Origin of the sequence: Pseudomonas sp. FP818 (assembly GCF_030687335.1) — a bacterium.
Classification (GTDB): Bacteria; Pseudomonadota; Gammaproteobacteria; order Pseudomonadales; family Pseudomonadaceae; genus Aquipseudomonas; species Aquipseudomonas shahriarae.
In genome coordinates, this window is record NZ_CP117427.1 from 2,261,715 (window position 1) to 2,283,974 (window position 22,260).

Sequence of the window (22,260 nt, forward strand, 5' to 3'; positions counted from 1 at the left end):
CAGAGGTAGGGCCTGAAACACCGCTATCGCAGGCACGCCAGCTCCCACATTCTTTGACTGGGTTTCCATTCCAAGAAGGAGTTGGTTCATGCGAATCGGACTGGTTGGATACGGCCATGGCGGCCGTTTTTTTCATGCCCCGCTGATCGCCACATTGCCCGGGGCGACGTTTGTCGGCGTGGTGACCCGTTCCCCCGAGCGCCGCCAGCAACTGGCGACGGAGCATCCCGGGGTGCCGGCCTTCGACAGCATTGCGCAGATCGTCGAAGCCGGGGTGGAGGTGCTGGTGATTTCCACCACCCTCAAAGGGCGCCCGGCCCTGGTGCTGGAGGCCATTGAGTACGGTGTGGCGGTGGTCAGCGACAAACCCTTCGCCAGCAATGCCGAGCAGGCCCTGGCGCTGATTAGTGCCGCCGAACGCGAGGGGGTAGCACTCAGCGTCTACCAGAACCGGCGTTGGGACTCGGACTACCTGACCCTGCGCAAGCTGATCGACGCCGGCGCCCTGGGCAGCATCACCCGCTTTGAGTCCCGGGTGGAGCGCTACAGCCCACAGGCCCTGGGCAACGCCAGCGGTGGCGGGTTCCTGCGTGACCTGGGCAGCCACCTGGTGGACCAGGCCCTGCAGCTGTTTGGTCCGGTGGAGCGGGTGTATGCGCAATTGCAGTACAGCGCCGAGCACCCCACCCTCGATCATGGCTTTTTTGTCAGCCTGACCCACGCCAACGGGGTGATTTCCCACCTGTGGGGCAGCGCCCTGCAAAACTGCCAAGGCCCGCGTTTTCGGGTCAATGGCACGGCGGGCTGCTACACCGTCGACGGCCTGGACGGCCAGGAGCAAGCGCTGCTGGCCGGCAAAAGTCCGAAGACCGAAGGCGAGCACTGGGGCGCCGAAGAACATCGACGCTGGGGCTGGTTCGAGCAAGGTGCGGAACGCGAGCGTATCCCCTCGGAAAAGGGCGCCTGGAACCAGTTCTATCGCCAGTTGCAAAGTGCAATCCAGGGCCAGGGCGCGCTGCCGGTGCAGGCCATGGATGCTTGGGAAACCACGCGCGTGCTGGATGCCGCCAGGCTCAGCGCCGAGCGTCGGCAAGTGGTGGAGATGGTGACGGTGGAGGGCGGAGAATGGAAATAGAATAAAATTCTAAAATGAGTTGATATGGAAATTATTTTCCAATAAAGTCATTTCCAGGTTGCCGAAAGTCCATCTCGACCTTCCTTTATAAGGGGGCCGGGGGACTCAACAAAAACAAGATAAAACAACCAGGTACCGTCAGATGAAAATCTTCAGCGCTGTACTGCGAGTGTTACGTTCTGCCTTCCTGCCCCGCGCACGGCCCTTCTATTTCTCTTTTCTCAATGTCCTTTGCGTGGAAAGCAAGGGTGCCCTGGTGTGCTGCATTCCGGGAGCGCCGGTGGTCCGGCTGCCTGCCGCGGCCCCCTCGCTCTGATAAACGCTACGTCCAGAAAACCAACAAGAAAGTGGAGACAGACCGTTCATGAAGACCCAGATCCGTTTCGCCTCGCTGGCCTTGTCGATGATGCTCGGCAGTGGCGTGGCTTCAGCCGCCGATATCAAGATTGGCGTCAGCATGTCGCAGTTCGACGACACCTTCCTCACCTACCTGCGTGAGGATATGGACAAGCAAGCCAAGTCCTACCCCAAGGGCGATGCTGTGCAACTGCAATTCGAGGACGCCCGTGCCGACGTGGTCAAGCAACTGAGCCAGGTCGAGAACTTTATCAGCCAGAAAGTCGATGCCATGGTGGTCAACCCGGTGGATACGGCCTCCACCGCGCGCATCACTAAAGCGGCGGTGGCGGCGGGTATCCCGCTGGTCTACGTCAACCGTCGTCCGGATCAGGCCGACTTGCCCAAAGGGGTGGTGACGGTGACGTCCAATGACGTCGAGGCCGGCAGACTGCAAATGCAGTACGTGGCCGAGAAGCTGGGCGGCAAAGGCAAAATCGTGATTCTGCTGGGTGACCTGGCCAACAACTCGACGACCAATCGCACCAAGGGCGTCAAGGAGATCCTCGACAAATACCCGGACATCAAGATTGAACAGGAACAGACCGGGATCTGGCTGCGGGACAAGGGCATGACCCTGGTGAACGATTGGCTGACCCAGGGCCGCGAGTTCAATGCGGTCGTGGCCAACAACGACGAAATGGCAATTGGCGCCGCCATGGCCTTGAAAACCGCAGGGGTGAAACCCGGCAGCGTGTTGATTGGCGGCGTCGATGGCACACCCGACGGGTTGAATGCGATCACCAAGGGCGAGATGGCGCTCTCGGTGTTCCAGGATGCCAAGGGGCAGGCGATCGGTTCGGTGGAGGCGGCCGTGAAAATGGCCAGGGGCGAGGCGGTCGAGCAAAACGTCGTGGTGCCTTTCCAGCTGATCACCCCGGACAACGTCGCGTCATTCAAGTAGCGTTCAATCACAACAATAAGCGGGCAGGGCGGCCACAGCCGCCCTGCCGATGGAGCCCCGATATGCTTGCTCAAGCGACTGCTGCGCAGCCCGCAGGTGTAGAACAACCCTACCTGTTGGAAATCGCCCATATCAGCAAAGGCTTTCCCGGCGTCGTGGCCCTGGCCGATGTGCAACTGCGGGTGCGCCCCGGCTCGGTCCTGGCACTGATGGGAGAGAACGGCGCCGGCAAGTCGACGCTGATGAAAATCATCGCCGGCATCTACCAGCCCGACGCCGGGGAAATCCGCCTGCGGGGCAAGCCGGTGGTGTTTGACACGCCTCTGGCGGCTTTGCAGGCGGGCATCGCGATGATCCACCAGGAGCTCAACCTGATGCCCCATATGAGCATCGCCGAGAACATCTGGATCGGCCGCGAACAGCTCAACGGCCTGCGCCTGGTCAATCACCGCGCCATGCATCGCCGCACTGCCGAGTTGCTGGCGCGCCTGCGGATCAACCTGGACCCAGAGGAGCAGGTCGGCAACCTGAGCATTGCCGAGCGGCAGATGGTGGAGATTGCCAAGGCGGTGTCCTACGACTCGGACATCCTGATCATGGATGAGCCGACGTCGGCGATTACCGACAAGGAAGTGGCCCACCTGTTTTCGATCATTGCCGACCTCAAGGCCCAGGGCAAAGGCATCATCTATATCACCCACAAAATGAATGAAGTGTTCGCCATCGCCGATGAAGTGGCAGTGTTTCGCGATGGCGCCTACATCGGTCTGCAACGGGCCGACAGCATGGACAGCGACAGCCTGATCTCGATGATGGTCGGGCGCGAATTGAGCCAGTTGTTCCCGGTGCGCGAGACGCCCATCGGCGAGTTGTTGCTGTCGGTGCGCGACCTGCGCCTGGACGGAGTGTTCCAGGGCGTGTCCTTTGATCTGCATGCCGGCGAAATCCTCGGTATTGCCGGGCTGATGGGCTCGGGCCGCACCAACGTGGCGGAAACGCTCTTCGGCATTACCCCCAGCGACGGCGGCGAGATCCGTCTCGACGGCCAGGCGTTGCGTATCAGCGACCCGCATATGGCCATCCAGCAGGGGTTTGCACTGTTGACCGAGGACCGCAAGCTCAGTGGCCTGTTCCCGTGCCTGTCGGTCCTGGAAAACATGGAAATGGCCGTGCTGCCCCATTACTCGGGCAATGGCTTTATCCAGCAAAAAGCCCTGCGCGCCTTGTGCGAAGACATGTGCAAGAAACTGCGGGTGAAAACCCCCTCCCTTGAGCAGTGCATCGACACCCTGTCTGGTGGCAATCAGCAGAAGGCCCTGCTGGCACGTTGGCTGATGACCAATCCACGGCTGTTGATCCTTGACGAACCGACCCGTGGTATCGACGTCGGCGCCAAGGCCGAGATCTACCGCTTGATTGCCTTCCTGGCCAGTGAAGGCATGGCGGTGATCATGATTTCTTCGGAACTGCCGGAGGTGCTGGGTATGAGCGACCGGGTGATGGTCATGCACGAAGGCGATTTGATGGGCACCCTGGATCGGGCCGAGGCCACCCAGGAAAAAGTCATGCAGTTGGCTTCCGGTATGACGGCAGTCCACTAACGAATAAAAAGTTGACGGGCAATGAACGCAATACTGGAAAGCAAACCCGAGGAAAAGAAGCCCGCCGCGGCACCGGTCAAGAGCCGGCGGCGGTTCCCTACCGAACTGAGCATTTTCCTGGTGCTGATCGGTATCGGCCTGGTGTTCGAACTGTTTGGCTGGATCGTACGGGACCAGAGCTTTTTGATGAACTCCCAGCGCCTGGTGCTGATGATCCTGCAAGTGTCGATCATCGGTTTGCTGGCGATTGGCGTGACCCAGGTGATCATCACCACGGGGATCGACCTGTCCTCGGGCTCGGTGCTGGCGTTGTCGGCGATGATCGCCGCGAGTCTGGCGCAGACCTCGGACTTTTCCCGGGCGGTGTTTCCATCGTTGACGGACTTGCCGGTGTGGATCCCGGTGGTCGCCGGCCTGGGCGTGGGCCTGCTGGCGGGGGCAATCAATGGCAGCATCATCGCCATAACCGGCATCCCGCCGTTTATTGCGACCCTCGGCATGATGGTCTCGGCCCGTGGCCTGGCACGTTATTACACCGAAGGCCAGCCAGTGAGCATGCTCTCGGATTCCTACACGGCCATCGGCCATGGCGCGATGCCGGTGATCATCTTTCTGGTGGTGGCGGTGATTTTCCACATTGCCCTGCGCTACACCAAGTACGGCAAGTACACCTACGCCATCGGCGGCAACATGCAGGCGGCGCGCACCTCGGGGATCAACGTCAAGCGCCACCTGATCATCGTCTACAGCATCGCCGGGCTGCTGGCCGGGCTGGCCGGTGTGGTTGCCTCGGCACGGGCGGCTACCGGGCAGGCGGGGATGGGCATGTCTTATGAGCTGGACGCGATCGCGGCTGCGGTCATCGGCGGCACCAGCCTGGCGGGCGGGGTGGGGCGTATCACCGGCACGGTGATTGGCGCGCTGATCCTCGGGGTGATGGCCAGTGGGTTTACCTTTGTCGGGGTGGATGCCTATATCCAGGACATCATCAAGGGCCTGATCATTGTGGTGGCGGTGGTGATCGACCAGTATCGCAACAAGCGCAAACTCAAGCGCTGAGCGAGATTTGAATCAAAAAGTGGGGCTTGTTTGTGTGGGAGCGGGCTTGCCCGCGATAGCGATGGGTCAGTCAAATTTCTATCAACTGACCCTCCGCTATCGCGGGCAAGCCCGCTCCCACATAACCGTTTGTCTTCTATATAGCTCCATGACACTGAATTTCTTGCTATAAACGCACTCCGATAACCGCCTGCCAAGCCCGTCCTGGTGCCTTTTAGGGGAATGTCGGACAAATTGCCTGTCATTTCAGTTGCTGCGCCCTCAAGTCGGCCGTAGACTGCCGCCCCTCGTAAATTGAGTGCCGGGTGGCGCTTGGAATGGACGGCGTCTTTCCCCGACCTCCAGAGGTTGGCCGGAACGCTCCCTTATTCGCCTTAATGCACGTATTTTTTATAGAGAAATCAATGACAAAGGAAAAGTTGCTGGCCATGCCGGCGGATGACTACATGAATGCCGAGCAGCACGCTTTTTTCGAGAAGTTGTTGCAAGACATGAAAGTCGAGCACCACGAGCGCATTGAGCAAAACCGCATCGCCATTGAAAGCCTGGACACCCCGGCTGACCCGGCTGACGCCGCCTCGGTTGAAGAAGAGCGCACCTGGTTGGTCAACGCCATCGACCGCGACCAGCGCATGCTGCCGCAACTTGAACAGGCCCTGGGCCGTATCAAGGAAGATTCCTTTGGCTGGTGTGACGACAGCGGCGAGCCTATCGGCCTCAAGCGCCTGCTGATCAGCCCGACCACCAAGTACTGCATCGAAGCGCAAGAGCGCCACGAGCAAATCGACAAGCATCAGCGCCAGGCCTGATCTGTTTGATGTTGTAGGCGCCGGCGAGCCGGCCCCTACAGATCCCCGCGTGTCATCCCCCCGTCTATTGATCTGCTGCAAGCCCTAACACCAAAGGCCCATAGATAATGGCCAGATAGTGGCGTTTAATGCAGACACAATAATGACAAGCAGTGGGGTGACAAACATGGCCGGGGATGGATCTCTGATGGGCGCCGTCGTGGTGCCGCACGCGGTGAACCGCCGGCTGCCTGGCTGGGTGACTCCGCTGCTGCAAAGCATCGCCCTGGTGCTGATACTGTCGGGCCTGGCGTTCGCCAACCTGTCGATCTACCTCTGCCTGCCCGTGGCCCTGTTGCTGATCTGGCTGCCGTGCCTGAAAAGGCCGGCCCGCAGCCCAGCGCCTGATGTTGGCGAGGATGCCATTGGCGCGTTGACTCGCGATCTGTCCTACACCACCAGCCATAATGCGCTGTCGGCCGCTGGCGTGGCCTATTCGGTCAAGCAACTGGCCGCCAGGTTGCAATCGCAATTGAGCGCGGCCCAGCAGATCGTCAGCAGTGCCGAAGTGATGATTGGCACCGAGCAAGTCACTTCCCAGCTCAGCCGCGAGGCCCTGGGGGCGGCCGGCCAGGCCCATCAGCGCAGCACCGAAGGGCGTGCGGTGCTGGGGGAATCCATCAGCCGCATGCATCAGCTCAGCCAGCGTGCCAGCGACAGCCGGCAATTGATCGAGGCCCTGAGTCAGCGCAGCGAAGAAATCCAGCGGGTGACCCTGGTGATTCAGTCGATTGCCAGCCAGACCAATCTGTTGGCCTTGAATGCCGCCATTGAAGCCGCCCGCGCCGGTGAGCATGGGCGTGGGTTTGCCGTGGTGGCCGACGAAGTGCGCGGCCTGGCGGGCCGTACGGCGACCGCCACCGATGAAGTGGGGGTGATGGTCGCGGATATCCAGCAGCGTACCGCCCAGGTGGTGGAGCAAATCCGCCAACTGTCCGTGGATTTGCAGGCCGGCGTCGAGCAAGTGGAGCATGCCGGCGAGCAACTGGAGAGCATTGCCACGTTGGCGGCGGGTGTGGAGGGCCAGGTCAGCGAGATTGCCCAGGGCACCGAGACCAACCGTGCGCAACTCGACAGCCTGTTCCATGCCGTGGAGCAGATGCGCAGCGACTTGACCGTCAGCGACCAACAGACCCAGCAATTGGCCCAGGCCGCCGTGCAAATGGAAGGGCAGGCCGAAACCATCAGCGAGCGCCTGGCCGAAGTCGGTCTGGATGATTATCACCAGCGTATCTACGACCTCGCCCGCGAAGGCGCCAGCCAGATCGCCGCGCAGTTCGAGGCGGATATCCAACAGAACCGCATCAGCCTCGATGACCTGTTCAATCGCAGCTACACGCCGATAGCCAACAGCCACCCGACCAAATATCACAGCCGCTTCGACGGCTACACCGATCAGGTCTTGCCCGCTATCCAGGAAGCCTTGCTGCCCCGTCATGAAGGGCTGGTGTTCGCGATTGCCTGCACACCACAGGGCTATGTGCCGACGCACAACAAGGCGTTTTCCCAGGCACTGACCGGGGATGCCCAGGTTGATGCCGTGAACAATCGCACCAAGCGCAAGTTTGAAGACCGCACCGGGATCCGCTGTGGCAGCCACCAGCAGGCTGTGTTGTTGCAAACCTATACCCGCGACACCGGGGAGTTGATGCACGATCTGTCCGTGCCGATCATGGTCAACGGCCGGCATTGGGGCGGTTTGCGCCTGGGCTATAAGCCTGAAGGGCAGGCTGGGGCGCGCTAGACCCTGGCCAGGATTGTTGCGTGTTATGCAAGGAAGCTTTTACGCCGGTCGCTTTTTCCGGTGAAAGGAACCGCTTAAGATGCGGCATATCGTTAGCTGGCTAACTAATCTGGCGGAGAGCTTCCATGCAAAACAAAGTCGATGTGGCGGTGATGATTGGCAGTGGGGTGCCACAGACCCTGCGTGCGCTGGGCCTGCGCGCCTGTTGGGTGGTGTTGCTCAACGGGGAACAGCGCGGCACGGCCTTCGCCAGTCGCGACGAAGCCCAGGAGTGCCGCGCCGCCTGGCAGGCCCTGATGGACCTCGAGCAATCAGACCGCCTGCACTGAGGGCCGGTCAGGCGCTCTGATGCAGACGCTGGTTCAGCTCATCCACGGCAATCGCCCAGTCCGCATCTTCGCGTAGCTCTTCCTTGAGGAACTGCGCCTGTTGTGGGGTCCAGAAAGGCGCGTCGATCAGCTTCACATCCTCTGGCAGGGGGTGTTCACCGATAAATTTGTCAATGGCTGCAGGCGAGGCTTCCAGGCCCAATTGTTCGAACAGGTCGTGTAGGGTGTGCGTTGGCGCGTCCATTTCATTCTCCAAAAGAGTGAGCTTCTACTCGTATGGGAGGTGTGCCAGCGCGCATAGTTCGATTTGGCTGTAGCCGCTCCTCAACGGGCAGGGGGGCAGAGGAGGGCTTCCAATTCCTTGGCCAGGGCGCAGGCCTTGTTGTGATCACTGCGAAAGCCTTTGATCCGGCCGCTGGGCACTTCCAGGATATGGAAAAAATTCCTTCCCGCGGGGACGACGCGGTACAAGGCGAAATCTGCGCACACGCCATTGGCATACACGCTGTAGAATAGCGCGCTATCCTTGCGTGATAAGGCACCGGAAGTCTGTGTCGGTTGGCGTTGAACTCGTTGCATGACCAGCTCCTTTCGATCTATTGACCTGCTTGCAGCATTTCGGGTGGTTTTGAGCTGTGTTGCTGTTCTAATATTGTTGTCGGCAGCTCACGTTCGGTTCCATCCAACGTTTTTCCTTGGTTTTTGGCTGTCGGAAAACCACCCTTTCAAGTGGGGTATTCTCTGAAGTGGGGCGTCCAGTATTCTCTGGCCGATAAACCTGTGATTTCCTGCAAAGCCTGACGACCTTGTACAAGGACTGTCATGCCCGGCTGCACGAGTCTGGCGGGAATCAACTTCAGTATGTTTTTTCAATGTGTCGAGCCGTATCGGCCTTTTTTGTGCTGCCTGCCTCGGGCGGGTAGCGCTTTTTTAGATGTGGGGGCGTTTCCTTGGCAGTCAGTAATCTGGATATGCACGCATTGTTCGTGCTGGGTGATTTGCGCGCGAAGTTGGTTAAACAATTTCAGTCGCGGTTTGTTTACATCACGGAACAAACCCCTGAAGGCATTTACATTGCCGAAATAGATACTGAAACAGCGCTGGTGGTAGATGACAAGCCTCGACTGGAACTCAAGGTCGGCGATCATTTTCGTGCGGCAGTCCTGCCCAGTCGTGAAGGTGGCAAGTTCGAACTGAAGTTTCGCGACATCAAGTTGACGGTCTATGGCCTGGGCGACTATGCATTTGTGTCCACCGCGCAGGGCGAGGGCATTGTGTTCAAGGAAGGTCACAGCGTAATGCTGGTGTTCGCCGCCAATGAACAATTGCAGGAAGGCCTGAGCAAGACCCTCAAGGCCGTGACCGGCAAAGCCGCCAAGTGGCGCAAAGGTGAGCTGGTGACGTTCAAGGCCAGCGAATAATGAGCGAAGGCCGGGCACAGTTTCACCAGCAACACCTGGCGGATGCCCAAGCCAAGGCTGCTGAACTGTTTGCCCGCAAAGATGATCTGCAAGGTGCCTGGTTGAACTGGGTGGCCAGCCAACTGTATGCCCTGCGGCCTGCCGAGTACGCCAGCATGGTGCGCCGGGAACTACAGCGTTTGCATCAGCAGCCCTGAATATCGGCAACCGTTTGAACCTCTACTACAGTTCAGTGGACTTAATTGTTCAGAGGCTTTCGCGGCGTGACAGCAAAGCCATCCACCCTGGCTATGCATACACGAGGTTCAAAGGCATGAAAGCAATTCGCGCGCTGTTGGCAGCGTCCATTACCACCCTGGGCCTGTCGATGGCGGCCGCACCGGTAGCGGCTGCCCAGGCGCCCATTCACTTTGCCGACCTGAATTGGGAAAGTGGCAGCCTGATCACCGAAGTTCTGCGGTTTATTGTCGAGAAAGGCTACGATTTACCCACCGACACCTTGCCCGGAACCACCATTACCCTGGAAACCGCCCTGGCGAAAAATGATATCCAGGTGATTGGCGAGGAGTGGGCGGGCCGCAGCCCGGTGTGGATCAAGGCGCAAGCCGAAGGCAAGGTGGTTGGCCTGGGAGATACCGTCAAGGGTGCGACCGAAGGCTGGTGGGTGCCGGAATACGTGGTCAAGGGCGACCCGGACAAGGGCATTGCGCCGCTGGCACCTGAGCTGCGTAGCGTAAAGGACCTGGTGCGCTACAAGGACGTGTTCGCGGACCCGGAAGCCCCGGGCAAGGGGCGGTTCCTCAACAGCCCCATCGGCTGGACCTCGGAAGTGGTCAATAAGCAAAAACTCAAGGCTTACGGCCTGGACGCCAGCTACGTCAACTTTCGCAGCGGTTCAGGCGCGGCGCTGGATGCCGAGATTGCCTCGTCGATCCGCCGTGGCAAGCCGATCCTGTTCTACTACTGGTCGCCAACCCCCTTGATGGGGCGTTACAAGTTGGTCCAGCTGGAGGAGCCGGCGTTCGACGCCGAGGCCTGGAAGACCCTGACCGATGCCGACAATCCCAACCCCAAGCCCACGCGTTCGTTGGCGTCCAAGCTGAGCATTGGCGTGTCCACGCCGTTCCAGCAGCAGTATCCGCAGATTGCGCAGTTCTTTGAAAAAGTCGACTTTCCGATTGGCCCGCTCAATCAAGCCCTGGCGACGATGAGCGAGAAACACACCCCGCCCCGTGAAGTGGCGCAGGCGTTTCTCAAGGATCACCCGCAGGTGTGGAAGGCCTGGTTGACGGAGGAAGTGGCTGCAAAGGTCGAGGCCAGCCTCAAATAACCTTTCATATGAGGATCAAACTGTGGGCGCGGGCTTGTGTGGGAGCGGGCTTGCCCGCGATAGCGGTGGTTCAGCAGCCCAATGTATTGACTGACAGTCAGCCATCGCGGGCAAGCCCGCTCCCACAGTTTTAACTGCATTCCAGCCTTAGAACTGGGTCTGCACGGCCAATTCAAAGGTGCGCGGCGAGCCCAGGTAATACGCTGGCGACACATGGGCAAACTGCGCATACACCTCATTGGTCAGGTTGCGCACCCGGCCCGTCACCGAGGTGTGTTGATCGACCTTATAGGTCAGGAACGTGCCAAACAGGGTATACGCCGGCACCGTCAGGGTATTGGCATTGTCGGCATACACCTGCGCCACGTACCGCGCGTCTACGCCACCTTGCCAGGCGGGGGCGATGTCATAGGTCAGCCACAGGTTGCCCACCCGTTTCGGTACGTTGGTCGGTGTATTGCCCTTGCGCGACACCACTGCGCCGCTGGCGGTTTTCTCGTTGAAGTCATCGTATTGCGCGTCGACCCAGGCGAAGTTGCCTTCCGCCAATAGCTTGGGGGTGATGCGCAATGAGCTGGCCAGCTCGATGCCCTTGGACGACTGCGCACCCACCGCAATGCTGCGGGTGGGGTCTTGTGGATCGGTCACGGCAAAGTCTTTGCGCTCGATGTGGTAAGCGGCCACGGTGGCTGAACCACGCCCGTCCAGATAATCGAACTTGCTACCCACTTCCCATTGCTTGCCGGTGGAGACATCAAACACCTGGGTGGTGCTGGTGGGCTGTTCGGCGGCGGTGCTGTATTGCACGTAGACATTGGCCGACGGGATGAACTGGTAGGTCAGGCCCACCCGCCCGGTGACCGGCTCCCAACGGCGCTTGACGTTACCCAGGTTGTCGCGGTGGCTGGTCACGTCCAGATCGATGGCGTCATAACGCAGGCCGGTCAGCAGCGACAGCGTGTCGGTCAGGCCCAGGCGGTTTTCGACAAACAGCGCCTTGGTCGTCACGTCGGTGGTCTTGTCCTTGATAAAGCCGGGCCGGGTGCCGGGCAGGTCGTAGAAATGCCCCGGATCGTAGTGGTTAGGGTCCACCGCGTTCTTGGGGGATACGTTCAACGGGCTGTTGGTGGTGCTGTTGACCTTGTATTCGAAACCGCCGGACCAGGTAGTGGCCAGGCCGAACACACTGCTGTCATGGCGCAGCTCGAACTGGTTGCCGTTCTGTTCGCCCTGATGCCGTACCTGATAGGCCGTCGAACGGTTCACCACGCGGTTGTCTGGGCTGTACTGGTAGGTCTCCAGGTTGCGGTAGTCGCGCTGGCTGTCCAGGTGGTAGAGGGTGTTGCGCAGGGTGGTGCTGTCGTTGATCCGATAGTCGATGATCGAGCGGGCCCAGATCGTGCGTTGTTCGTAGCGGCCATCGGCGACGTTGTAGTTGTTGAAACGGTTGTACTTGTCGATCTTCAGCTCGCCGGCCTTGGGGTTGAGCACCGGGGTGCCCCAGTACGGGCTGTCTTCGTGTTCGTCCTGGTATTCCAGGGCCAGAGTGTGGGACAGGTTGGGCGTCAGGTCGCTGAGCAGGGAAAACGCCACGCTCCAGGACTCCCGTTGCTGGCGGTCGATATGGGTGTGGTTGGTGTTGCGGCTGACATCCAGGCGCGCATAGTGCTGGACCTCGGCGCCGGGCTCGGTTAGGGCGTGGTTGAGGCCCAGGGCGATGCCGGTGGTGTCGTAGCTGCCGTAGTTGATCTGGCCTTCGACGGCCTGTTCTTCGCGGTTGGCCAGCTTGGTCACGTAGTTCAGCGAACCGCCCACGGAGCCGGCACCGTTGATCAGCGAGGAGGGGCCGCCCACCAGTTCCACCCGGTCATAAATCCAGGCATCCACCGGTCGCGCCAGGCCACTGGCGACGTTGATGCCGTTGAACATCTGGGTGATCTGGCTGCTGGTAAAGCCCCGGTAGGAGATAAACCCGCCAAACCCCGGCGGCGCACTGGCGTTGACCCCAGGCAGGGTGTTGGCCGCATCCTGGAAGGTTTTGGCGCCACGGCGTTCGATATCGTGGCGGTCGGCGATGCTGATCGAAGCCGGGGTTTCCCGCACGCTCAGGCCCAGGCGCGAGGCCATGCCGCTGGATTGGTCCAGGGCCAGGCCAGGCTCGTTGGTGGCGGCGCCGTCAATGGTGGTGGGGGCCAGCTCAAGGGCCCAGGCGCTGAAAGGCAGGCAGCCGAACAGGCCCGCCAGTAGAGGTAAATGTTTCATCGGTAAATCCTGAAAAGCAGGGCTTGGAAGCAGCGCACAGCCGTCCGCGCTTCCGGGGGGAAGCTGCGCGGTGTGCGGATCAAAAAGCGCAGGTATCAGGCGTAGGCGGGCGGGGCGCGCGGATTAGCCGCAGGCCAGGTAAAACGGGTGGGAATGTCAGCGGTGAGCACCACCGCCGGAGGTGGCGCATGGGGCTGGGGAAGGACCGCGACGTTAAGGCTGGAGTTCAGCGCCGGGCCCATGCCGCCGGTGGAACACAGCGGGCAACCGAAGGCCTTGGACAGCGTGGGCAGCGACTCATCGCCCGTATTGACGGGGGCTGGCGCCTGGGTGCGTGGGTCTACCGTACAGAACTGGCCGCCAATGCCGTTGAGCTGCATGCCGACCATTTGCCCATGACCAATACTGCAGGCGAACACGTTGAACAGGACGCAGCCATAGAGCATCCAGGCAATCAACGAGCGGTCGGCACGGGCGAGTTTCATGGGCCGGCACTTTAGCATCAGACGACAAAATCCCTGCAAAAAATCTGAAAGGGACTATCCTCTTTCGCACTTTTCCAGGGGTGTCCAGCCATGAGCTTTGTTATTGCGAGGTGGGTCGTCGGGGTCTTTACGTTTATCAGCATGGTCCATGTGTACTGGGCCGCAGGCGGCAAGCAAGGCAGTACGGCGGCGATCCCGCAACTGCCCGGCGAGTTCGCCAGCGGGCCGCGACCGGCGTTCAAACCGTCAGCGCTGGGCACCTTCCTGGTGGCGGTGGGGTTGGTGCTGATTGCCTTGTTGGTAAGCCTGCGGGCGGGGCTGTTTTTCCAGCCAGTGGGGCATCAGGCCCTGCAGTGGGGGATCAGCGCGATTGCCTTGATCATGTTTGCGCGGGCGATTGGTGATTCGGAGCTGGTGGGGTTCTTCAAGAAAGTCGGCGGGTCGCGGTTTGCGCGGCTGGATACGTTTTTCTATTCGCCGCTGTGCCTGATGCTGGGGACTGGGCTGTTGGTCGTGGCCTGGGCCTGATTGACGGTATGCAGGGCCAAATGTGGGAGCGAGCAAGCCCGCTCCCACATTGTTTGGCGCGTATATTCAGAGGGATCAGCTACCGCTGTCAGTCCTGCGGCTGCTGACCTCGGCCGGTACATTTTCCCCCGCCATGCGCTTGCGGAACAGCGACGTGCGCGCCAGCAACAAGGTGGTCACCGGTACGGTGATCGACAGCAGGATCGGGATCAGCCAGCCATGCAGCACCGGCCCGGACTTGAGGGTCGAGAAGTAGATAATCGACGCCAGCGCCACGCACCAGGCGCCCAGGGTCGAGGCCAGTGCAGGCGGGTGCATGCGCTGGAAAAAATCCTTCATGCGCAACAGGCCTAGCGCGCCAATCAGCGCAAACAGGCTGCTGAGCACCAGCAGGATCGCCACGAGGATTTCTACCCACAGTGGCAGTTCACTGACATTGATCATTCGATCACCTCCCCACGCAGCAGGAATTTGGCCAAGGCAAACGAGCCGACAAAGCCGAATAGCGCAATCAACAGTGCCGCTTCGAAGTAGGTGTCACTGGCATAGCGTATGCCCAGCACCAACATCATCAACATGGCCAGGATATACAGGTAATCCAGGGCCAGGACCCGGTCCTGGGCCGAAGGACCCTTGAACAGGCGCACCAGGGTCAGGACCATGGCCAGGGAAAACAGGAACAGGCTGAGCAGGATCGCATTGGCGAGCAGGGCACTCATTCGAAGATCTCCATCAGGGGCCGCTCGTAGGCCTGCTTGAAGTGCTCGATAAACTGCGCGTCGTCATCCAGGTCGAACACGTGCAGCAACAGGATGCTACGGTCCAGGGCCAGTTCCGACCACACGGTACCGGGGGTCACGCTGGTGATCATCGACAGCACAGCCAGGCCGTTGGCGTCGCGCAGGTCCAGGGGGATTTTTACAAAGCGCGAGCGCGGCGGCCGCGAGCCGCAGGTCAAGACGCCCCAGGCCACGTGCAGGTTGGAGATGAAGACATCGCGGCCGACCAGGAAGAACAGGCGAATGATCACCCCTGGGCGACGGATCCGTACCGGCAGCGGGCGCAGCGGCGCCATCATCAGCGGTGCGAGGAAGCCAAGGATCGCCCCCAGCAGCAGGTTGCCGGGGCTGATCGACAGGTTCAGCATCAGCCACAGCACCCACAGTGCCAATGACAGCCACGGGGCAGGAAACAGGCGTTTCATGGCTGCACCTCCACGGCGGCGGCCTGGGCTTGCGGGCCCGGCACCGGGCGGGTGGCCATGACGGCCATCACGTAGTGCTCGGGGTTGTTCAGGCTGTTGGCGGTGTCCTGGGTAAAGCGCATGAGCATTTCTGCCTTGAAGGTCAGGCCAATCGCCAGGCCGAGCAAGACGAAGATCGGTATGCACTCAAAGCGGCGCAGCAGCGGCGAAGGCCGTTCTTCCGGGGTCCAGAAGCGCTGGATGCCCAGCCGCGCAAAGGCGATCAGCGAGGCCAGGCCCGAGAAGATCAGCAGCGCGAACAGGCCCCAGGCTGCCGGGCGGATCGGCTCCGTCACGGCATGGCCCAGGCCCAGGGGGTTGACCAGCGCACTGAGCAGGCTGAGCTTGCCGATAAAGCCTGACAGCGGCGGCATGCCGATGATCAGCAGGGCGCAGGCTATAAAGCTCAGGCCGAGGAAGGCCATGGTCCACGGGATGACCTGGCCGACTACGGCCTTTTGCTCATCGTCGAGGTTGGTGCCCCTGGGTGGATGCAGGGATTCCACCGGCGGTGGCAACACTTCGATTTCATCGTCCAGAGGTAGCTCATTGGCCGAGCGCGAGCGTTCGATCAGTTCCGCCAGCAGGAACAGCGCGCTCAGGGCCAGGGTCGAGCTGACCAGGTAAAACAGCGCGCCGGCGGTCAGGTTGGGCTGGGCAAAACCCACCGCCGACAGGAGGATGCCGGCCGAGACCAGGATACTCAGGCTGGCCATGCGCTCCAGGCGTTGGGCGGCAAGCATCGCCAGGGCGGCGCAGAGGATGGTGGCCATGCCGCCGTACACCAGCCAGTCACCGCCAAACAGCGCCGAGGCGCCGGCCTGCCCGGAAAACAGCAGGGTCCACAGGCGCAACACGGTGTACACGCCGACCTTGGTCATGATCGCAAACATCGCCGCCACCGGCGCACTGGCCGAGGAGTAAGCCGGGCGCCAGCCAGAAATTCAGCGGCCACATCCCGGCCTTGGCCAGGAACGCCGTGGCGAGGATCGCCGCGCCGGCATGCAGCAGACCGCGATCGGCTTCTGGCACCAGCGGGATCTTCAGCGCCAGGTCAGCGAAATTCAGGGTGCCGGTGACCCCGTAGATCAGCGCCGCGCCAATCAGGAACAGCGATGAAGCCAGCAGGTTGATCGAGACGTAATGCAGCCCCGACGACACCCGCGCCCGGCCGAACCGTGCAGCATCAGGCCGTAGGACGCAGCCAGCAGCACCTCGAAGAACACGAACAGGTTGAACAGGTCGGCGGTGAGGAAGGCCCCGTAGAGGCCCATCAACTGGATCTGGAACAACGCATGGAAGCTGGTGCCGGCGCGGTCCCAACGGGCCATGGCGAACAGCAGGGCGCTGACGCCGATGATCCCGGTGAGCACCAGCATCAGGGCCGACAACTGGTCCACCACCAGCACGATGCCAAACGGCACCTGCCAGTTGCCCGGCAGGTACACGCCAATGGAGGCAGGGCCGCCTTTTTGCGTCCAGTACAGCATCAACATCGCGATGCCCAGGCCGGTCATGCTCGACAGCAGGTTGATCTTGGCCTTGAGCGGGCGGTGTTTCTCGCCCAGCATCATCATCAGCGCAGCGGTCAGCAGCGGCAGCAGGATCGGCGCGATGATCAGTTGGTTCATCCAGCTCATTCCTTGGGCTCCCGGCCGTCCACATGGTCAGTGCCGGTCAGGCCTCGGGACGCCAGCAGCACCACCAGGAACAGCGCGGTCATGGCGAAGCTGATCACAATCGCCGTCAGCACCAGGGCCTGGGGCAGGGGATCGGTGTAATTGAGCAGGTCCTGGGGCACACCGTCCTTGATGATCGGCTCCTTGCCGATAAACAGGCTGCCCATGCTGAAGATGAACAGGTTGACCCCATAGGACAACAGGCACAGGCCCATCACCACCTGGAACGTCCGTGGCCGCAGCACCAGCCAGACGCCGGAGGCCGCCAGGACCCCAATGGCAATTGCGATGACTTCTTCCATCAGGCAGCAGCTCCTTGTGGTGGCGTGGCGGCGGCTTTCGCCTGGTTGCCGGGTTTATGGGCCCGTACCGATTGGTGGCCGAGGGCGGTGAGCATCAGCAGGGTCGAGCCGACCACCATGGCGTACACGCCGACGTCGAAGAACAGCGCGCTGGCGATATGGATGTCGCCCAGCACCGGCAAGCTCAAGTGCAGGGTGTGGGTGGTGAGGAACGGGTAGCCGAAGAACAGCGCCCCCAGTCCGGTCAGTGTCGCCGACAGCAAGCCAAAGCCCATCCAGCGCATCGGCCGCAGGTTCATCTGCGCCTCGACCCACTGGGTACCGGCGACCATGTATTGCAGGATAAACGCCACCGACATCACCAGCCCGGCGACAAAGCCGCCGCCCGGCTGGTTGTGGCCGCGCATAAACAGGTAGAACGACACCACCAGGGCAATCGGCAGCAGCAGGCGCACCAGCACCGCGGGCACCATCATAAAGCCCAGGGCGGTGTCGCTGGCCTGGCGTGGGTTGACCAGATCGGTGTCCACGTCCGGCGCCAACAGCCGCTGTTGCGCGGGCAGTTGCTCGCTTTCCTTGGGCGGACGGAAGCGGCGTAGCAGCGCATAGACGGTCAGGGCTACGGCGCCCAGCACAGTGATCTCGCCCAGGGTATCGAAGCCCCGGAAGTCGACGAGCATCACATTCACCACATTGCTGCCGCCGCCTTCAGGCAGGGCGCGGCTGAGGTAGAACGAGGAAATATCGTTGGGGGTCTGGCGCGTCAGCATCGCGTAGGACAACAGCGCCATGCCGCCACCGACCACGGTCGACAGCAGCAAGTCGCGCAAGCGTCGGATGCGCGCCTTGCGCAACGAACTCGGGAGTGGCGAGACTTCTTCGATCCGCCGTGGCAGCCAGCGCAGGCCCAGGAGGATCAGGACCGTCGTCACCACCTCGACCACCAGTTGCGTCAATGCCAGGTCCGGTGCGGAGAACCAGACAAAAGTCACGCAGGTCATCAGGCCGCACACGCTGACCATGGTCAGGGCTGCCAGCCGGTGGTACTTGGCTTGCCAGGCGGCGCCCAGGGCGCAGGCGATCGCCAACAGCCACAGGGTGACGAACACGATGGAACCCGGGATTTTCGGCCGGTCGCCCCAGCTCAGGCTGCTGCCCAGCATGGGGATCATCCCGGCAATCACCGCCACCAGCACCAGTAGGAACAACTGGGTCTGCAGGCGCTTGGTGCTGATGTGTTTCTCGATCTTGCGCACGCCACGCATCATCACCACCAGGCAGCGCTCGAACATGCGCTTGCCGTTGAAGTAGCTGATGATCGGCGGGTACTTGAAGCGCCCGCGCTTGAGTTGCTTGCGCAGCAGCAGGTACAGGACCACACCGCCGGTCATGGCCACCAGGCTCATGATCATCGGGGCATTCCAGCCGTGCCAGATCGCCAGGCTGTACTCGGGCAACACGCCGCCGACCACCGGCAGGGCGGCGGCGGCGAGGATCGAGCCCACCACCTGGGCCGGGAAGATCCCCACCAGCAGGCAGGTAAACACCAGCAGCTCGACCGGCGCACGCATCCAGCGTGGCGGTTCGTGGGGCGTGTGCGGCAGGTCGGTGGCAGCCGGGCCGAAGAATACATCCACGGTGAAGCGCAGGGCATAGGCCACGCTGAAGGTGCCGGCGATGGTCGCAATCACCGGCAGGGCGATTTCTACCCACTGGGTCGAGGAGATAAACACGGTTTCGGCGAAGAACATCTCTTTGGACAGGAAACCGTTGAGCAACGGCACCCCGGCCATGGAGGCGCTGGCAACCATGGCCAGGGTCGCGGTAAACGGGATCAGGCGCACCAGGCCGCTGAGCTTGCGGATATCACGGGTGCCGCTTTCGTGGTCGATGATGCCGGCGGCCATGAACAGCGAGGCCTTGAACGTGGCGTGGTTAAGGATATGGAACACGGCCGCGACGGCGGCCAACGGGCTGTTGAGGCCCAGTAGCAGGGTGATCAGGCCCAGGTGGCTGATGGTGGAGTAGGCCAACAGGCCCTTGAGGTCGTTCTGGAACATCGCGCAATACGCGCCGAGCAACAGGGTCAGGGCGCCGGCACCGCCGACCATCCAGAACCACTCTTCGCTACCCGACAGCGAGGGCCACAGGCGGGCCAGCAGGAACACGCCGGCTTTCACCATCGTGGCCGAATGCAGGTAGGCCGACACGGGGGTCGGTGCAGCCATGGCGTGGGGGAGCCAGAAGTGGAAGGGGAATTGCGCGCTTTTGCTCAGGGCGCCGATCAGGATCAGCGTCAACAGGACGGGGTAGAGGGAGTGGGCACGGATCTGGTCACCGGCGGCGAGCACCTGGTCCAGATCGTAACTGCCGACGACATGGCCGAGCAGCATGACCCCCGCCAGCAGGCACAAACCACCCGCACCGGTGACCATCAGCGCCATGTAGGCACCCCGGCGCGCATCGGAACGGTGGTGCCAATAGCCGATCAGCAGGAACGAGAACAGGCTGGTCAGTTCCCAGAAAAACACAATCTGGATCAGGTTGCCGGAGATCACCAACCCGAGCATCGCGCCCATGAACGCCAGGAAAAACGCAAAGAAACGCGGCACCGGGTCATTCGGCGACATGTAATAACGGGCGTACAAAGACACCAGGCTACCGATGCCCAACACCAGCATCGAGAACAACCAGGCAAAGCCATCCATGCGCAACACGAAGTCCAGGCCCAGGCCGGGCACCCAGGAGAATTCTTCGCGGATCACGCCACCGTCGGCGATCTGGGGGTAGAGCAGGGCGACTTGTACAGTACCGACCAGGGCCACAAGGCCGGCCAGCAGGGATTCAGTATTACGTGCGTTGTGCGGCAGCAAGGCCGCCAGACAGCTGCCGATAAAAGGCAGAAGCAGTAGAACTATCAGGGACATAGGCTTCTAATCTGCGGTGGTTTGGGATGCATCATACGTGCCGGAAACCGGATTACCAAACGGCAACCTGTGGCAGGATCCTACAAGATGGACCGTAAATGCCTATCTGTCGTGGTGTAGGTGCGGGCTCCTACAGGGAGACGGGCTTTCGCTCTCGCGCCTTGATCTCACTGACAATCACCGCCGCCACAATCAACACCGCCCCCACCATGGCCATCGGCGGGAAGCGCTCACCGGCAATCCGTCCGATCACCCCGGCCCACACCGGCTCGCCGGCATAAATCAGGGTGGCACGGGTCGGCGAGACGCTTTTCTGCGCCCAGTTCATCGCCAATTGGATCACCGCACTGGTCAAGCCCAGGCCGACGGCGCTGAACAGCAACACCCAGGAAAAGCCCGGCAATGCCTCGCCGGTGGGCACTACCAGCAGGAACGACAGCAGCGAGGCGGTGGCCAGTTGCACCACGGTCACCCGGCGTACATCCACCTGGCCCGCATAAGCGCTGATCAGGATGATTTCGGCGGCAATCGCAATCGCGCCGATCAACGTGGCGATTTCCCCGGGGCTGAAATTCAGTGATGCGCCGGCCGGGCCGGTCAGTAGCATCAGGCCGGCGAAGGCCAGCATAATGCCGATGCTTGGCATCAACCCCGGGCGTCGCCCCAGCACCAGCCACTGCAGCAGCGGCACAAACGGCACGTAGAGCGCGGTGATAAACGCCGACTGGCTGCTGAGGATGGTCTGCAGACCAATGGTTTGCAGACCGTAGCCAAACATGATCGCCGTGCCGATAAAGGCGCCCGCCTTAAGCTCGAACAGGGTCAGGCTGCGCAGGTTGCGCCAGGAAAACAGGCCGACCACCAGCGCCGCTGCGGCAAAACGCAAGCCGACGAAGAACATCGGCCCGCTGACGGTCATGGCGTGTTGCACCAGGATAAACGTACCGCCCCAGATCATGGTGATCAGCACCAGCACGCATTCGGCTTTGCTGAAGCGGGAAAACAGCGGGGAGGCGGTCGAGGTGGTCATGGCGGCTCTGGTCTTGCACAGGAAGGGCGCGGAACGCACAATGCGCCGCAGCTGGGCAGTATACTGCGCAACCCCACCGAGTGAGCAATATAGTGCACAAAGAAAATCCGCAACGGGCCTCGGTCCTGCAGCACGTCAGCCAGAACGTTCGACGCCTGCGCCATGCGGCCGAACTGAGCCAGACAGCCCTGGCGGAAAAGTCCGGAGTCAGCCGGCGTATGCTGGTGGCCATCGAGGCCGGTGAAAAGAACGTCAGCCTGTCCACCCTGGACCGCGTGGCCGAAGCCCTGGACGTGGCCTTCAGCGACCTGATCCAGGCCCCTGATGCCCGTGACCACAGCCGCATCAACGAACTGGCCTGGGCCGGTGAAATCGATGGCAGCAAGGCCGTGTTACTGGCCAAGGCCAGCGCCCGGCGGGAGGTGGAACTGTGGGAGTGGCGCCTGGAGCCGGGCGACCACTATTGCCCGGATCCCGACCTGGAAGGCTGGAGCGAACAGTTGTTCGTGTTCGAGGGCAGCCTGACCCTGGTGGTGGGTGACGTCGAAACCACCATCGCCGCTGGCGAGTTCTTTATGTTCCCCAGCCATCAGCCCCATGCCTATCGCAATGACGGGCCAGTGGCGGTGCGCTTTATCCGCAACGTGGTGATCTAGATCCACACATCATTGCGCTGGGTCCGTTCGCCGCCCTGATCGCCAGTGTTCAACACGCCGCAGGGTTCGACCAGCAGCAGCTTTACCTCGCCCTCGGCATACGGTTTGTGCTCGATGCCCTTGGGCACCACGAACATCTCGCCAGCCCCGAGCTGTACCGCGCCATCGCGAAAATCAATGCGCAGCGCGCCCTCAAGGACGATAAAGGTCTCGTCGGTGTCCGCGTGGCTGTGCCAGACAAAATCCCCTTCGATCTTCACCACCTTGAATTGGTAGTCGTTCATCTGCGCGACGACCTTGGGTGTCCATTGCTCGCTGAACAGGCTGTATTTGTGCGCAAAGTTGACGGCGGTATAGGAGGGCATGTCCGTTATCTCTGTT

23 protein-coding genes and 1 pseudogene are annotated in these 22,260 nt (G+C 61.5%); 12 read left to right on the forward strand and 12 right to left on the reverse strand.

From position 1 onward, the window contains the following. Nucleotides 1-88 precede the first annotated feature (88 nt). From PSH80_RS10160 to PSH80_RS10190, 7 genes are all read left to right on the forward strand, one after another. Nucleotides 89-1,135, forward strand: coding sequence for a Gfo/Idh/MocA family oxidoreductase (locus tag PSH80_RS10160; RefSeq protein WP_057959199.1), 1,047 nt, complete (start codon nt 89-91; stop codon nt 1,133-1,135). A 364-nt stretch (nt 1,136-1,499) separates the two neighbouring features. Next, the gene (locus PSH80_RS10165) at nt 1,500-2,435 is read left to right on the forward strand and encodes a sugar ABC transporter substrate-binding protein (protein ID WP_057439065.1); all 936 of its coding nucleotides are present in this window, start codon (nt 1,500-1,502) and stop codon (nt 2,433-2,435) included. A 62-nt stretch (nt 2,436-2,497) separates the two neighbouring features. Next, complete coding sequence (locus PSH80_RS10170) at nt 2,498-4,036, forward strand: sugar ABC transporter ATP-binding protein (protein ID WP_057959200.1); 1,539 nt, start codon at nt 2,498-2,500, stop codon at nt 4,034-4,036. Nucleotides 4,037-4,057: 21 nt separating this feature from the next. Then, nucleotides 4,058-5,095 carry an ABC transporter permease gene (locus PSH80_RS10175; RefSeq protein WP_057439063.1) on the forward strand — a complete coding sequence of 346 codons (1,038 nt, stop codon included), beginning with the start codon at nt 4,058-4,060 and terminating at the stop codon, nt 5,093-5,095. 404 nt (nt 5,096-5,499) lie between these two features. Beyond that, nucleotides 5,500-5,904 (forward strand): TraR/DksA C4-type zinc finger protein, encoded by a 405-nt coding sequence (locus PSH80_RS10180; RefSeq protein WP_003214706.1) that lies wholly within the window; start codon nt 5,500-5,502, stop codon nt 5,902-5,904. A gap of 550 nt (nt 5,905-6,454) precedes the next feature. Continuing rightward, nucleotides 6,455-7,687 carry a methyl-accepting chemotaxis protein gene (locus PSH80_RS10185; RefSeq protein ID WP_370693734.1) on the forward strand — a complete coding sequence of 411 codons (1,233 nt, stop codon included), beginning with the start codon at nt 6,455-6,457 and terminating at the stop codon, nt 7,685-7,687. A 125-nt stretch (nt 7,688-7,812) separates the two neighbouring features. Next, nucleotides 7,813-8,016 (forward strand): hypothetical protein, encoded by a 204-nt coding sequence (locus tag PSH80_RS10190; RefSeq protein ID WP_057439061.1) that lies wholly within the window; start codon nt 7,813-7,815, stop codon nt 8,014-8,016. 7 nt (nt 8,017-8,023) lie between these two features. Here the strand turns inward: PSH80_RS10190 and PSH80_RS10195 are convergent, their stop codons facing one another. Then, nucleotides 8,024-8,260: a DUF2789 domain-containing protein gene (locus tag PSH80_RS10195; RefSeq protein WP_057439060.1), complete on the reverse strand. Its 237-nt coding sequence runs from the start codon at nt 8,258-8,260 to the stop codon at nt 8,024-8,026. 80 nt (nt 8,261-8,340) lie between these two features. Continuing rightward, nucleotides 8,341-8,595, reverse strand: a complete 255-nt coding sequence (locus PSH80_RS10200; protein ID WP_057959202.1) for a hypothetical protein — start codon at nt 8,593-8,595, stop codon at nt 8,341-8,343. Nucleotides 8,596-8,987: 392 nt separating this feature from the next. On the opposite strand from PSH80_RS10200, the gene PSH80_RS10205 reads away from it, so the two are divergent. The 3 genes from PSH80_RS10205 to PSH80_RS10215 all read left to right on the forward strand — a co-directional run bounded on the left by PSH80_RS10205 (nt 8,988) and on the right by PSH80_RS10215 (nt 10,767). After that, entirely contained in the window at nt 8,988-9,437 is a 450-nt protein-coding gene (locus PSH80_RS10205; protein WP_057439059.1) for a hypothetical protein, read from the forward strand. Then, nucleotides 9,437-9,634, forward strand: coding sequence for a hypothetical protein (locus PSH80_RS10210; protein WP_057439058.1), 198 nt, complete (start codon nt 9,437-9,439; stop codon nt 9,632-9,634). Before PSH80_RS10205 ends, PSH80_RS10210 begins: the two co-directional genes overlap by 1 nt. A 116-nt stretch (nt 9,635-9,750) precedes the next feature. Then, nucleotides 9,751-10,767: an ABC transporter substrate-binding protein gene (locus tag PSH80_RS10215; RefSeq protein ID WP_057959204.1), complete on the forward strand. Its 1,017-nt coding sequence runs from the start codon at nt 9,751-9,753 to the stop codon at nt 10,765-10,767. A gap of 147 nt (nt 10,768-10,914) precedes the next feature. Here the strand turns inward: PSH80_RS10215 and PSH80_RS10220 are convergent, their stop codons facing one another. Both PSH80_RS10220 and PSH80_RS10225 read right to left on the reverse strand, forming a co-directional pair. Continuing rightward, the gene (locus PSH80_RS10220; RefSeq protein WP_305420079.1) at nt 10,915-13,029 is read right to left on the reverse strand and encodes a TonB-dependent siderophore receptor; all 2,115 of its coding nucleotides are present in this window, start codon (nt 13,027-13,029) and stop codon (nt 10,915-10,917) included. A 95-nt stretch (nt 13,030-13,124) separates the two neighbouring features. After that, complete coding sequence (locus PSH80_RS10225; RefSeq protein WP_057439055.1) at nt 13,125-13,514, reverse strand: DUF2946 family protein; 390 nt, start codon at nt 13,512-13,514, stop codon at nt 13,125-13,127. Nucleotides 13,515-13,604: 90 nt separating this feature from the next. Here PSH80_RS10225 and PSH80_RS10230 point away from each other — a divergent pair, with 90 nt between their 5' ends. Further along, nucleotides 13,605-14,042, forward strand: a complete 438-nt coding sequence (locus PSH80_RS10230) for a DUF3995 domain-containing protein (protein ID WP_305420082.1) — start codon at nt 13,605-13,607, stop codon at nt 14,040-14,042. A 75-nt stretch (nt 14,043-14,117) separates the two neighbouring features. On the opposite strand, the gene PSH80_RS10235 is transcribed toward PSH80_RS10230, so the two are convergent. The 7 genes and pseudogenes from PSH80_RS10235 to PSH80_RS10265 all read right to left on the reverse strand — a co-directional run bounded on the left by PSH80_RS10235 (nt 14,118) and on the right by PSH80_RS10265 (nt 21,223). Beyond that, on the reverse strand, nt 14,118-14,486 hold the full coding sequence (locus tag PSH80_RS10235) for a Na+/H+ antiporter subunit G (RefSeq protein ID WP_057959207.1): 369 nt from the start codon (nt 14,484-14,486) through the stop codon (nt 14,118-14,120). Further along, the gene (locus PSH80_RS10240) at nt 14,483-14,761 is read right to left on the reverse strand and encodes a K+/H+ antiporter subunit F (RefSeq protein ID WP_038440496.1); all 279 of its coding nucleotides are present in this window, start codon (nt 14,759-14,761) and stop codon (nt 14,483-14,485) included. The genes PSH80_RS10235 and PSH80_RS10240 overlap by 4 nt, the downstream gene beginning before the upstream one ends. Continuing rightward, nucleotides 14,758-15,246 (reverse strand): Na+/H+ antiporter subunit E, encoded by a 489-nt coding sequence (locus PSH80_RS10245; RefSeq protein WP_305420086.1) that lies wholly within the window; start codon nt 15,244-15,246, stop codon nt 14,758-14,760. The genes PSH80_RS10240 and PSH80_RS10245 overlap by 4 nt, the downstream gene beginning before the upstream one ends. Then, nucleotides 15,243-16,925: pseudogene (locus PSH80_RS10250) on the reverse strand (monovalent cation/H+ antiporter subunit D). Before PSH80_RS10250 ends, PSH80_RS10245 begins: the two are co-directional and overlap by 4 nt. Next, nucleotides 16,922-17,266, reverse strand: a complete 345-nt coding sequence (locus PSH80_RS10255) for a Na+/H+ antiporter subunit C (protein WP_005789164.1) — start codon at nt 17,264-17,266, stop codon at nt 16,922-16,924. The pseudogene PSH80_RS10250 and the gene PSH80_RS10255 overlap by 4 nt, the downstream one beginning before the upstream one ends. Beyond that, nucleotides 17,266-20,193 carry a monovalent cation/H+ antiporter subunit A gene (locus PSH80_RS10260; protein WP_057959210.1) on the reverse strand — a complete coding sequence of 976 codons (2,928 nt, stop codon included), beginning with the start codon at nt 20,191-20,193 and terminating at the stop codon, nt 17,266-17,268. Before PSH80_RS10260 ends, PSH80_RS10255 begins: the two co-directional genes overlap by 1 nt. Before the next feature lie 130 nt (nt 20,194-20,323). Further along, nucleotides 20,324-21,223 (reverse strand): DMT family transporter, encoded by a 900-nt coding sequence (locus tag PSH80_RS10265; protein WP_057959211.1) that lies wholly within the window; start codon nt 21,221-21,223, stop codon nt 20,324-20,326. 92 nt (nt 21,224-21,315) lie between these two features. Here PSH80_RS10265 and PSH80_RS10270 point away from each other — a divergent pair, with 92 nt between their 5' ends. Then, a complete protein-coding gene (locus PSH80_RS10270) occupies nt 21,316-21,879 on the forward strand; it encodes a helix-turn-helix domain-containing protein (RefSeq protein WP_057959212.1) in 564 nt (187 codons plus the stop codon). Here PSH80_RS10270 and PSH80_RS10275 read toward each other — a convergent pair. Continuing rightward, the gene (locus PSH80_RS10275; RefSeq protein ID WP_057959213.1) at nt 21,876-22,244 is read right to left on the reverse strand and encodes a cupin domain-containing protein; all 369 of its coding nucleotides are present in this window, start codon (nt 22,242-22,244) and stop codon (nt 21,876-21,878) included. The two genes, PSH80_RS10270 and PSH80_RS10275, sit on opposite strands and share 4 nt — an antisense overlap. Between the last annotated feature and the right edge of the window lie 16 nt (nt 22,245-22,260).